The sequence below is a fragment of the Micromonospora psammae genome, from assembly GCF_036902725.1.
Lineage (GTDB): Bacteria > Actinomycetota > Actinomycetes > Mycobacteriales > Micromonosporaceae > Micromonospora.
Window position 1 is genome coordinate 63,830 of the sequence record NZ_JBAKHM010000006.1, and the last position, 12,304, is coordinate 76,133.

Here is a 12,304-nt window from a genome sequence, read left to right on the forward strand (position 1 = left end):
CGCGTCCTGGGAGAGCGCGTTCCCTGACCAGAACCTCTTGATCACCGCCGCCGTTGCGAGGCGGCGCGGGGTGCCGCAGGGAGGGAGCGGGGTGGGGGAGTGGGGCGGGACGGCGACGCCCCGCCGGGCGGGGCCGGGCGGGGCGTCGGGAGGTGGTGCGGGTCAGCCGAGGTCGACGGCGGGGTAGAGCGGGAAGCCGGCGAGCAGCTCGTTGGCCTGCTTGCTGACCTTGTCGGCCAGCGCCGGGTCGAGGACGTACTTCGCCTTGGACTCGCCCGAGGTGGTCTGGCTGAGCACGGTGTGGATCAGCTCGGCGGTCTGGTCCATCTCGGCGACGCCCAGCCCACGGCTGGTCAGCGCCGGGGTGCCGATCCGGATGCCCGAGGTGTACCAGGCGCCGTTCGGGTCCTGCGGGACCGAGTTGCGGTTGGTGACGATGCCCGAGTCGAGCAGCGCCTGCTCGGCCTGCCGGCCGGTCAGCCCGTAGCCGGTGACGTCGATGAGCACCAGGTGGTTGTCGGTGCCGCCGGTGACCAGCTTCGCGCCCCGGCGGGTCAGCCCCTCGGCGAGGGCCTGCGCGTTGTCGACGATGCGCTGGGCGTAGTCGGCGAAGTCGGGGCGCCGCGCCTCGGCCAGGGCGACCGCCTTGGCGGCCATCACGTGCGGCAGCGGGCCGCCGAGCACCATCGGGCAGCCGCGGTCGACCTGGTCGGCCAGCTCCGGGCCGCAGAGCACCATGCCACCGCGCGGGCCGCGCAGCGACTTGTGGGTGGTGGTGGTGACGATGTGCGCGTGCGGCACCGGGTCGAAGTCGCCGGTGAAGACCTTGCCCGCGACCAGGCCGGCGAAGTGCGCCATGTCGACCATGAAGGTGGCGCCGACCGAGTCGGCGATCTCCCGCATGATCCGGAAGTTGACCTTCCGCGGGTACGCCGAGTAGCCGGCGACCAGGATCAGCGGCTTGAACTCGCGCGCCGCCTCGGCGACCTTGTCGTAGTCGACCAGCCCGGTGGCCGGGTCGGTGCCGTAGCTGCGCTGGTCGAACATCTTGCCGGAGATGTTCGGCCGGAAGCCGTGGGTGAGGTGGCCGCCGGCGTCCAGCGACATGCCCAGCATCCGCTGGTTGCCCAGCTCCCGGCGCAGCGCGAACCAGTCCGCCTCGGTGAGGTCGTTGACCTGGCGTACCTGGGCCTTCTTCAGGGCGGGGGACTCCACCCGGTCGGCCAGGATCGCCCAGAACGCGACCAGGTTGGCGTCGATGCCGGAGTGCGGCTGCACGTACGCGTGCGACGCGCCGAACAGCTCGCGGGCGTGTTCGGCGGCGAGCGCCTCGACGGTGTCCACGTTCTGGCAGCCGGCGTAGAAGCGGCGGCCGACGGTGCCCTCGGCGTACTTGTCGCTGAACCAGTTGCCCATCGCCAGCAGGGTGGCGGGGGAGGCGTAGTTCTCGCTGGCGATCAGCTTCAGCGACTCGCGCTGGTCGGCCAGCTCGGCGCCGATGGCGTCGGCCACCCGGGGCTCGACGGCGCGGATCACCTCGAGCGCGCTGCGGAAAGCGGTGGATTCGGCGTTCAGCGACATGCGACCTCCAGTTACGTGCGGAAGGCCCAGGCGCTCGGCGTGCGTCCTCATGACGGGACCGCTTCCCGATGGTGCTCCATCCCCACGCGCCAGTCACGGCCCGCCGACGATCCTACCGGGTCGCCGATGGGCGGCTCCGGTCCGCCTCCGGGACCCGCCGGCATGGTCGGCCGCCCGCGTGGTTGGCCGCCCGTGTGCAGGGCACTGCACCGGTAGGGCCGTCCGGCACGAGCGGTCCGTGGACGAGAGGGGACAGGCAGATGAGCGCACCGACCGACGGGCGGCCGCTGGCCGTGGTCACCGGCGCCTCCAGCGGCATCGGGTACGAGCTGGCCGGCCAGTTCGTCGCGCACGGGTACGACGTGGTGATCGCCGCCGAGGACGCCGGCATCGAGGAGGCGGCCGAGCACCTGCGCCGGGACGGTCGGGCCCAGGTGCGGCCGGTCCGGGTGGACCTGGCCACGTACGACGGCGTCGAGGCGCTCGCCGAGGCCGTCCGCGCGACCGGCCGCCCGGTCGACGCCCTCGCGGTCAACGCCGGGCGCGGCGCCGGCGGGGCGTTCGTCGGCGACACCGACCTGCGGGACGAGCTGAACATCATCGACGTGAACGTCACCTCGACGGTGCACCTGACCAAGCGGCTGCTGCCGGCGATGGTCGAGCGGGACTCCGGCCGGGTGCTGTTCACCTCGTCGATCGCCTCGACCATGCCGGGGGCCTTCCAGGCGGTCTACAACGCCTCGAAGTCGTTCGTGCAGTCCTTCGCCGAGGCGCTGCGCAACGAGCTGAAGGAGACCGGGGTCACCGTCACGTCGCTGATGCCCGGCCCGACCGACACGAAGTTCTTCGAGCGGGCCGCGATGGAGGACACCCGGGTCGGCGCCGGCAGCAAGGACGACCCGGCCACGGTCGCCGCGCAGGGCTTCCAGGCGATGATGAAGGGCGAGCAGAAGGTCGTCGCCGGCTCGCTGAAGAACAAGGTCCAGGCGGCCGCCGCCCGGTTCACCCCGGACCGGCTCAAGTCCGAGCAGCACCGGAAGATGGCCGAGCCGGGCTCGGCCGACTGACCGTGCGCCGCGCCGTCCCCGCGTGCCCCGCGCCGCGGGGGCGGCCTGCGTACGATCGGCGGATGCGGGAGGACGGCGACGGCAGCCTGGTCGCCATCAGCGACCTGCACATCCGGTACGCGGAGAACCGGGCCCTGGTGCAGGCGCTGCGACCGGAGTCGCCGCGGGACTGGCTGCTGGTCGCCGGGGACGTGGCCGACACCGTCGCCGACGTGGAGTGGGCGCTCGGCCTGCTCGCCCAGCGGTACGACACGGTCATCTGGGCGCCCGGCAACCACGAGCTCTGGACCCCACCGGCGGACCCGGTCACCCTGCGGGGCGTGGAGCGCTACCGGCACCTGGTGGAGGTGTGCCGACGCCTCGGCGTGGTCACGCCGGAGGACCCGTACCGGGTGTGGCGGGGTGCCGGCGGGCCGGCGCTGGTGGCCCCGCTCTTCCTGCTCTACGACTACAGCTGGCGGCCGCCGGGGTTCGACACCCGGGCGGCGGCGCTGGCCGAGGCGTACCGCACGGGGATCGTCTGCACCGACGAGATGCTGCTGCACCCCAACCCGTACCCCAGCCGTCAGGACTGGTGCGCGGCGCGGGTCGCCGAGACCGCCCGCCGGTTGGACGAGCGGGATCCGGAGCTGCCGACGGTGCTGGTCAACCACTGGCCGCTGGTGCGCCGGCCGACCGACGTGCTGCGCTACCCGATCTTCGCGCAGTGGTGCGGCACCGAGGCCACCGCCGACTGGCACCGGCGCTACGCCGCCGCCGCGGTGGTCTACGGGCACCTGCACATCCCCCGCACCACCTGGTACGACGGGGTGCGCTTCGAGGAGGTGTCGGTCGGCTACCCCCGGGAGTGGCGGCGTCGGTCCGTACCCCCGGGGCGGGTGCGCCGGATCCTGCCGGCGCCGGCCGGGACGCCACCCACGGCCTGGTGAGACGCGAGGAGGCCCGGCCGGCGGCCGGGCCTCGAGTCACGTCGCACCGGCTCAGGCGGTCATCGCGTCGACGGACTTCTTGATCGCCTTGGGGGCGGTCGGGGTGCGCGGCGCGTCGGCCCGCATGTCGATCATGCGCTGGCCGATCTCCTGGAGCTGGTTGCGGCCGAGCGCCTCCCGCACCTTCGGGAACCACTCCTGCTCCTCCTCCTCGACGTGGTGCTCGACGTTCTCGATCAGCACCGTGGTCTTGGCGACGAAGCGCTCGTCGGAGGCATCCATGGTGGCCAGCTCGGCGCAGAGCACGTCCGCGACGTGGTGCTCCTCGTACGACTCGAGGATGTCGTCCTCCAGATCCGGCAGCAGCTTGCGGACCTCGGGGTACATCACCTCGTTCTCCAGGTAGGTGTGCACCGTGAGGGCCTCCAGGATCTGCGTGACCAGCTGCTGGCGCTTGCTGGCCGGCCCGTCCTCGGCCTTCTGGAACTCCTTGAAGAGGCGGCGCATCTCCTTGTGGTCCTCTTTGAGCAGGACGATGGCATCGGTGGACACCGGCTGACCTCCTTGTTCGGCTGACGTCTGATCCGGTACCCCGAGGGTGAGCTGCGAAAACGGATGGGGCCCGGCGTGTTCCGCCGGGCCCCACCACTGGTCGTGCCGTGCTGCTGCTACTTCACCGCGTTGTACGCGTTGACCATGCCGGCGCCGTAGAAGCCGTTGCGCTCGCCGCCGGAGCAGGTCGCGTTGTAGGCAGTGGGGCCGGCCGCGATCAGCGGCACCGGGTTGTAGACGCCCTCCGGGCAGGACTGCGCCTCGGCCGTGCGCTCAAGGAACGCGGCCAGCTGGCCCGGGCTCATGCCCGGGTGCGCCGACGCCGCCAGCGCCGCCACGCCGGCGGCGTGCGGGCCGGACATCGAGGTGCCCTGCTTGTAGCCCCAACCGTTGGTCTTCGTCGCCGTGTTGAAGGTGGTCGACAGAATGCCGTCGGTGAGGGTGGAGCGGGCGCCCTGCGTGCGGAAGCGGGTGTCGCCACCCGGCGCCGTCACGTCGATGACCCCCTGGCCGTACGAGGAGTAGTAGCTCTTCGCCCCGGTCGGGCCGACCGCCGAGACGGTCACCACGCCCGGCGCCTCGGCCGGCAGGTCGAGGCAGGCGTTGGTGAGGTTCTCGCGCGTCTCCGGCGTGCCGTTGTTCGGGCTGCCGTCGTCGGTGATCTTGTGCGCGAGGTCGTAGTTCGAGTTACCCGCGGACGCCACGTTCAGCACGCCCTTGCTCGACGAGTAACGGATGGCCCGCTGGACCGCCTGCCACACCGGACGCTGGCGTGCGTCGTTGCGGCAGTTCAGCTCCCACGGGTCGATGTAGTAGCTGTTGTTGGTCAGCTGCATGCCGTGCTCGGCGGCCCACATGAACCCGCAGACCGCGGCCTCGGGGAAGATGTAGCCGTCATCGTTGACCACCTTCACCGACGCGACCTTGACGCCCGGGGCGACACCGGTCACGCCGACGCCGTTGACGGCGGCGGCGATGGTGCCGGCCACGTGGGTGCCGTGGTCGGAGGTGGTCGGGTTCCAGGCGGCCTCGGCGGTGTCCACCGTGCCGCCGATGCAGGACGTGCTCTTGTCCTTGGCGATCTGGGTGGCCAGGTCGGGGTGGCTGCTGGAGATGCCGCTGTCCAGCACGCCCACCACCACGCCGGCGCTGCCGGCGTTGACGGCGTGGGCCTGCGGAACGTCGATCATGGGCATGTCCCACTGCTGGCCGAAGAGGGGCTCCTTGGTCGGGTCGGCGGTGGCGTTCGCCGCCTCGGCCGCGGAGACCTCCACGGTCTCGCCCTCGTCGAGAGCGGTGCCCAGGCCGGCGGTGGACGCCACCGACTCGACGCCCGCGCCCGCCACGTCGGTGACGAAGGTGGGGTTGGTCGAGCGGACGACGAGCACGCCGATCTGGTCGTAGCTGGCCACCACGGTGCCCTTGGCGGCGGCCACCCGGGCCGCCGCCTTCCCGGTGGTGGCGCCCTGCGGGGCCAGGACCAGGAAGGTGGTGTCCGGGCCGGCGGCCGCCGCCGGGGCCAGCCCGCCGGTGACGGCGAGGCCGACACCCAGGGCCACGGCGGACGCGGCAGCCAGTGTCTTGCGACGGAGGTTCTTCACACAGACTCCCAGGGGGCTGTCTCCAGCCGGGTGCGACCCCTGACGGGGAGCGACCGGCGGGAAGAGGGCAGGATGCCCGCTTCCGGGAGTACAGCGCCCGCCGATGGTGTGGCGTTACACACACTCGTCGGGTCAGGCGGCGACCGTCACACGGTGGCCAGGGTGTGCGGGATCTCGTCGAGCAGCTCGCGGGCGAGGAAGCCGATCCGCCCGTACCGGGGGACCAGTCGCTGTCCGCTGACCGCGTGCGCCCACGCCGCCCAGCAGGCGGCCTGCGCCGGCCCCGCGCCCCGGGAGATCAGCCCGGCCAGCAGCCCCGAGCGCACGTCGCCGCTGCCCGAGGTGCCCAGCCCGGCGTCGCCGCTCTCCTCCCGCCAGCAGTCCCCCTCGGGGGTGGCGATGTGGCCGTAGAGCGACACCACCGCGTCGTACCGGGTGGCCAGTTCGCGGGCGTCGGCGTCGAGGTCGGCGTCGGGCTCCCGGCCGAGCAGGTGCCGCGCCTCGGTCAGGTTCGGCGTGAGCACCACCGGCCGGCCCGAGCCGACCAGCAGGTCCGGCTCGTGGCTGAGCGCCCCCAGGGCGTACGCGTCGAGCACCAGCGCCGTCTGCGGCCCGGCCGCGTCGAGGAGCAGGTGCAGCAGCCTCCGGGTCTGGTCGATGTCGTTGAGGCCGGGGCCCACCGCGACCACGTCGGCCTTGCCGACCAGCCCGCCGAGCAGCTCCCCGGGATCCCCGGCGACCGCCCCGTCCGGGGTCTCGGGGAGCCCGACGACCAGCGCCTCCGGCACCTGGATGCTCAGCGCGGCGGCGGTGGACTCGGCGGCGGCGAGTTGGAGCACGCCGGCGCCGGCCCGCAGCGCGGCCACCCCGGCCAGCAGCACCGCGCCGGGGGTGAATCGGGAACCGCCAACCACCAGCACCGTGCCCCGGTGCTCCTTGCCCCCGGTCGGCACCGGCAGCGCCCAGTCCCGCAGCACCTGCGGGGTGATGACCCGGGTCTCAGACCGGTTCGGCATGGACCTCGTCCTCCCTGGTGGGGCGGGCGCCCTGCTGGCGCAGGTGGCGGACGTCGTTGAAGGTGTCCAGGGTGAGCCGGCCGTCGGCGTCGGCCGACCAGCCGGTCACCGAGCAGTTGGCGATGACGTGTTCCCGGGTCAACGCCATCAGCTCCGCCTCGGTCAGCCCCTCCACCAGATAACGAAGCAGGAAGACCAGCGCGTCGTGGCCGAAGAGCAGCACCCGTCCACCCTCGTGGTCGCGGCGCAGGTCGCCCAGGAGCGCCCGCAGCCGCAGCGCGACGTCCGTCCAGGATTCGCCGCCCGGCGGGCGGTAGTAGAACTTGCCGAGCCGCCGGCGGCGGTCCGCCTCCTCGGGGAAGCGGCGTTGCACGCCGTGCCCGGTCAGGCCGTCGAGGATGCCCAGCTCCCGGTCGCGCAGCCGCTCGTCCTGGCTGGCCGGTATGCCGGTGCCGGCCAGCGCCAGCTCCGAGGTCCGCACCGCCCGCAGGTACGGCGAGACCACCGCGACGTCCGGGCGGCGCTCCTCGGGCAGGCCGGCGAGCCAGCGGGCGGTGGCCCGGGCCTGCTCCTCACCGGTCTCCGACAGCGGCACGTCCGCGTCCCGATGGGTCAGGTCGATCAGGTCCGCGCCGGACGTCTCCGCCGCCGTCGCGGCGACGTTCGCCGTACTCTCACCGTGCCGCACGATCCAGAGGGCTGCCAGTTCCGCCATGCGGCCCCCCGTACCCGACCGGGCCGCCCGGTAACCGTTTCGGCCCGGGCCGGCAACCCCCGACCGGCGTCCGGCGTGAACGGGCCGAGGCCGGGTAAGCGCTGGCCCGTTCGGAAACCGAGACAGGGGAGGTACGCCGTGGCGACCGCGGTGAAGGAACAGAAGAGCCCGGTGAAGGACAAGAACTACGACCTGATCCACACGCTGCAGCTGTCGCTGGACAACATCTACCGGATGGACACCTACATCGCGGACGCGGAGCAGCGGGGCGACACGGAACTCGCCACCTGGTTCCGCAAGATCCAGGAGAACAACCGCAAGGCGGGTGACCAGGCCAAGCAGATGCTCATGACGCGGATGCAGCAGGAAGGGCGCTGACACCCGCGCCGCCGGGGCCGGACGCGGCAGTCCCGTCGCGTCCGGTCCCGGCGGCCGCGACACTCAGGGGACCCGGACGGCGTAGATGCCCCGGCCGAAGGTCCCCGCCACGAGGCGGTGGTTGGTGCCGTCGTACTCGATGTCGTCGACCGGGACCAGCGGCAGGCCGCGGCCCTGGCGCAGCCAGACCCCGCCGCCGGTCGGGCTGACGAACACGCCCTGGTCGGTGGCGACGTAGAGGGTCAGCCCCTTGCCGATCGCCAGGTCGTTGACCGGCGCCTTTGGCAGGGTGCCGCTGAGGTCGTGGAAGTGCCGGCCCCCGTCGAGCGAGCCGAGCACGTACGGCCGCTGGGAGCCGGACCGGTACGCCGACAGCGTCACGTACACCCGGTCGGCCCGCCGCGGGTCGACCACGATCCGGGTGACCCACGGCTGCCCGGAGAGCAGCAGTTGCCAGGAGCCGCCCAGGTCCCGGGTCACCCAGACCCGGCCGTCGTCGGTGCCGACGTAGACGGTCCGGCCGTCCCCGGCCGGGGCGACCGTGGTGATGGTGCCGTAGTTGGTGTAGATCGGGTCGCGGCCCGGCCCGCCGGTCAGGTCACCGCTGATCGCCGTCCAGGTCCGGCCGCCGTCGGTCGACCGGTTCAGCACGTTCGCGCCGTAGTACATCACCGCCGGGTCGCGCGGGTCGAAGACCACCGGGGTGAACCAGTTGCGCCGGGCCCCGGTGACCCGGTTGCCGAAGTACGTCATCGTCTCGCCGCCGTCGACCGACCAGAAGCAGTTGCCGTACTGGTAGCAGGCGTAGACGTTCTCCTTGTCGGTCGGGTTGATCAGGTTCTCCTCGCCGTCCCCGCCCAGGTACTCGTTGAAGGCGGGGCCACCCCACGAGCGCAGCGAGCCGTTGTCCTGCGTGCCGCCGGAGATCCGGCTGACGTCCTGCGGCGTGATCGCCACGCTGTAGAACTGGGTGTACGGCTCGTGGGTGGCCTTCACCCAGCCGCCGTCCCCGTCGGCGTCGGAGCGGTAGGTCCCACCGTCGTTGCCGAGGTAGACCCGCTGCGGGTGGCGCGGGTCCCAGATCATCGCGTGGTGGTCGACGTGGATGGAGCTGCTGTCGGCCGTCCAGGTCCGCCCGCCGTCCTTCGTGGTCAGCAGCGGCACGCCCGCGACGTGCACGTGCTGTGGCTCGTCCGGGTCGACCCAGACCTTGCCGAACCACCAGCCGAAGGTGGACTGCGAGGTGGTCAGCTCGGGGGTGTCCGGCAGCCGGGTCCAGGCGTCGCCGCCGTCGTCGCTGCCGTAGAAGCCGGCGAACGGGCCGGCGGTGGAGTTGACGATCACGTAGAGCCGGTCCGGGTCCGAGGCGGACTGGCCCAGGCCGATCCGGCCCACCTCCGGCCCCGCCGCCGGCAGCCCACCGGCCAGGCGTGCCCAGGTCGCCCCGCCGTCGACGGAGCGGTAGACCCCTGAGCCGACCCCGCCGTAGGTGCGCAGGTCCGGGGTGCGGCGGTGGTCCCAGAGCACGGCGTAGAGCCGGTCGGCGTCGCGCGGGTCGATCAGCACCTCGGTCGCGCCGGTGAACTCGTTCGCCCCGGCGAGGATCCGCTGCCAGGTCGCCCCGCCGTCGGTCGACCGGTAGACGCCCCGGTCGCCGCCGCCGTTGTAGAGCGAACCCGCCGCGGCCACGAAGATCCGCTTCGGGTCGGCCGGGTCGACCGTGATCGCGCCGATCGCGCCCGAGTCCCGCAGGCCCAGCGACCGCCAGTTCTTTCCGCCGTCGCGGGAGGCGTAGAGGCCGGTGCCCTCGTAGGTGATGCTGCCGCCGCCCGGATTGACCTCGCCGGTGCCGGCGTACAGGGTGCCGTCCGGGCCGGTCGCCACCGCGCCCATCGCCTGGGTCCAGCCGTCCGGCCAGGCCGGTTCGAAGCGGTTGCCGGCGTCGCGGCTGACCCAGACCCCGCCGCTGGCCGCCGCGGCGTAGACGGTGTCGGGGCGGTGCGGGTCCAGCGCGAGCGAGGTGATCCGGCCGCCGATGTTGGTCGGCCCGATCGGGGTCCACCGGCCGCCGACGGCGGGCAGCCGGGCCGCGGCCCGCGCCGCGGCGTCGTACGCGTGCCGCGGCAGCGCCTCCCCGCGCACGGTCTTCTGCAGGTAGCGGTACTCGGCGGGGGCGGAGGGTCCGCGCACCGGTCGGTACTCGTCGTCGGGCCGCGGCGGCGAGGCGCCGGCGCCGGTGGGGGAGAGGGCCGCGGTGCCGCCGGAGAGCAGCGTCGCCGCGAGGATCAGGGAGAGGGTACGTCGTCGTGCCACGGAGGTCCCTTCGCCGGTGGAGGGGAGGGTCGACGGTCCCGCCGAACGTTACGAAGGCGGATGTCGATGGTCAACCCTCCGGCGTCGCCGAAAGTGACCGGGTCGACACCGGGCCCTAGGCAGGAGCCGCATCGATGAGGTGGAATGGCCTGACCTGCCGTACCCGTCGGAAGGACCACGATGACGCCTGCCCGGAGCCGGGCGCTGGCCGCCGCCACCCTCACGGCGCTGCTGGTCACGGCCGCCCCCACCACCCCCGCCCACGCCGCGCCCGACCCGCCGCACATCGCCGGCGACCACACCGTGCCGATCTACTCCTACGCCGACGCCGTCCGGGAGAGCGTCCAGGTCGAGACGCCGACCGACGCCGACGGCGACGGGGTGCGCGACCGGGTCGTGGTCGACCTGGTGCGGCCCCGCGAGGCGGCGCAGGCCGGCGTCCGGGTGCCGGTCATCATGGACGCCTCGCCGTACTACCACTGCTGCGGCCGGGGCAACGAGAGCGAACGCAAGACGTACGACGCGAACGGCGTGATCACCAAGGCTCCGCTGTACTACGACAACTGGTTCGTCCCCCGCGGGTACGCCTTCGCCGCGGTCGACCTCGCCGGCACCGCCCGCTCCACCGGCTGCCAGGACGTCGGTGGCCGGGCCGAGGTGGCCGGGGCGAAGGCGGTGGTGGACTGGCTCAACGGCCGGGCCCGGGGCTTCACCCTGGACGGACGGCCGGTCAGCGCGTCGTGGAGCACCGGCCGGGTCGGGATGATCGGCAAGTCGTGGGACGGCTCGGTCGCCAACGGCGTGGCGGCCACGGGCGTGCGCGGCCTGGAGACCATCGTGCCGATCTCCGCCATCTCCAGCTGGTACGACTACCAGCGCTACCACGGGCTGCTGCGGGCGTCGGACTACCCCGCCTACCTGCACCAGGTGGTCAACGGCCGGCCCGCCGAGGCGTGCGCCGCACTGCTCGCCCGGCTGCGCGCGGAGAGCGGGGAGGAGACCGGCGACTACAACGCCTACTGGGCGGAGCGGGACTACCGCCGCTCGGTCGGGCAGGTCCGGGCCAGCGTGCTGGTCGCGCACGGCGTCAACGACCTCAACGTCACCACCGGCCAGTTCGCCCGCTGGTGGGACGCGCTCGCCGACCGGCACGTGCCGCGCAAGCTCTGGCTCTACCAGGCCGGGCACGAGGACCCGTTCGACGTCCGCCGGGCCGAGTGGGTGGCCACCCTGCACCGCTGGTTCGACTACTGGCTCCAGGGCCTGTCCAACGGGGTCATGCGGGAGCCCCGGGCCACCCTGGAGACCGCCCCCGGGGTCTGGACCGAGGAGCGGGACTGGCCCGCCCCGGGCACCCGGCACGTCCGGGTGGCCCTGGGCGCCGGCGACGGCACGACCGGCACGCTCGGCGGTCGCGGCGCGAGCCGGGGCGTGGTGCGGGCGTACACCGACGAGTCGCTGACCGAGCCGCAGGTGGTCACCGAGCCGACGACGGCCCGCGCCGGACGGCTGGTGTTCCTCTCCGGCGCGCTGACCACGCCGCTGCGGATCTCCGGGACCCCCTCGGTGCGCCTGCGGATCAAGGTGGACCGGCCGACCACCGCGCTGAGCGCGCGACTCGTCGACTACGGCACCGCGGAACGGATTCAGCACCGCACCTCCGAGGGGGTCCGGACCCTGCCCACCGAGTCGTGCTGGGGAGAGTCCACCGAGCTCGACGACGCCTGCTACCGCGACACCGCCGAGATCACCGCGGTCACCGACCACGGCGTGCTCACCCGCGGCTGGCTCGACGCGGCGCACCACCGGTCCCTGCGCTTCGCCAGTCCGCTGCGCCCGGACCGCTGGTACACCGTCACCCTGCCGCTCAACGCGTACGACGCGGTGCTGCCGGCCGGCCACGTGCTCGGTCTGGTCCTGGCCCAGAGCGACCCGGGCTTCACCGAGACCGACGACCGGGACGCTACCGTCTCGGTGGACCTCGGGCGCAGCGCGCTGACCCTGCCCGTCACCGGCGGGGCCACCCTGCCGCCGGTCACGGTCGCGCCCGACGTGGTCACCGCTCCCGCCCCGTCGACCGGCCGCGCCGCCCCGCCCGACCGGCGCCAGCTGCCCGACCGGTCCTGACGACGGTCGCCGACCGGTCCGCCGC

Annotated in this window: 10 protein-coding genes and 1 riboswitch; of the genes, 4 read left to right on the plus strand and 6 right to left on the minus strand. The window is 73.4% G+C overall.

Annotation, left to right across the window (positions count from 1 at the left end; translation table 11 throughout):
* Positions 1-162: 162 nt before the first annotated feature.
* Positions 163-1,581: a glycine hydroxymethyltransferase gene (locus V6U79_RS11420; RefSeq protein ID WP_334614627.1), complete on the minus strand. Its 1,419-nt coding sequence runs from the start codon at positions 1,579-1,581 to the stop codon at positions 163-165.
* Between the two features lie 17 nt (positions 1,582-1,598).
* A riboswitch (ZMP/ZTP riboswitch) is annotated at positions 1,599-1,688 on the minus strand.
* Positions 1,689-1,841: 153 nt separating this feature from the next.
* Between V6U79_RS11420 and V6U79_RS11425 the strand changes: the two genes are divergently transcribed.
* Positions 1,842-2,648, plus strand: coding sequence for an SDR family NAD(P)-dependent oxidoreductase (locus V6U79_RS11425; RefSeq protein WP_334614628.1), 807 nt, complete (start codon positions 1,842-1,844; stop codon positions 2,646-2,648).
* A gap of 62 nt (positions 2,649-2,710) precedes the next feature.
* Positions 2,711-3,577, plus strand: a complete 867-nt coding sequence (locus V6U79_RS11430; RefSeq protein WP_334614629.1) for a metallophosphoesterase family protein — start codon at positions 2,711-2,713, stop codon at positions 3,575-3,577.
* A 51-nt stretch (positions 3,578-3,628) separates the two neighbouring features.
* On the opposite strand, the gene V6U79_RS11435 is transcribed toward V6U79_RS11430, so the two are convergent.
* From V6U79_RS11435 to V6U79_RS11450, 4 genes are all read right to left on the minus strand, one after another.
* Positions 3,629-4,129, minus strand: coding sequence for a hemerythrin domain-containing protein (locus tag V6U79_RS11435; RefSeq protein ID WP_334526623.1), 501 nt, complete (start codon positions 4,127-4,129; stop codon positions 3,629-3,631).
* A 116-nt stretch (positions 4,130-4,245) separates the two neighbouring features.
* The gene (locus tag V6U79_RS11440) at positions 4,246-5,730 is read right to left on the minus strand and encodes a S8 family peptidase (protein WP_334526625.1); all 1,485 of its coding nucleotides are present in this window, start codon (positions 5,728-5,730) and stop codon (positions 4,246-4,248) included.
* Between the two features lie 146 nt (positions 5,731-5,876).
* Entirely contained in the window at positions 5,877-6,746 is an 870-nt protein-coding gene (locus V6U79_RS11445) for an NAD(P)H-hydrate dehydratase (RefSeq protein ID WP_334614630.1), read from the minus strand.
* Positions 6,730-7,461 (minus strand): histidine phosphatase family protein, encoded by a 732-nt coding sequence (locus V6U79_RS11450; RefSeq protein ID WP_334526631.1) that lies wholly within the window; start codon positions 7,459-7,461, stop codon positions 6,730-6,732. Before V6U79_RS11450 ends, V6U79_RS11445 begins: the two co-directional genes overlap by 17 nt.
* 150 nt (positions 7,462-7,611) lie before the next feature.
* Between V6U79_RS11450 and V6U79_RS11455 the strand changes: the two genes are divergently transcribed.
* The gene (locus tag V6U79_RS11455; protein ID WP_334526633.1) at positions 7,612-7,839 is read left to right on the plus strand and encodes a hypothetical protein; all 228 of its coding nucleotides are present in this window, start codon (positions 7,612-7,614) and stop codon (positions 7,837-7,839) included.
* A 63-nt stretch (positions 7,840-7,902) separates the two neighbouring features.
* Here V6U79_RS11455 and V6U79_RS11460 read toward each other — a convergent pair whose 3' ends face one another.
* Positions 7,903-10,152 (minus strand): WD40/YVTN/BNR-like repeat-containing protein, encoded by a 2,250-nt coding sequence (locus V6U79_RS11460; RefSeq protein ID WP_334526636.1) that lies wholly within the window; start codon positions 10,150-10,152, stop codon positions 7,903-7,905.
* A 180-nt stretch (positions 10,153-10,332) separates the two neighbouring features.
* Here V6U79_RS11460 and V6U79_RS11465 point away from each other — a divergent pair, with 180 nt between their 5' ends.
* On the plus strand, positions 10,333-12,279 hold the full coding sequence (locus tag V6U79_RS11465; RefSeq protein ID WP_334614631.1) for a Xaa-Pro dipeptidyl-peptidase: 1,947 nt from the start codon (positions 10,333-10,335) through the stop codon (positions 12,277-12,279).
* Positions 12,280-12,304 lie beyond the last annotated feature (25 nt).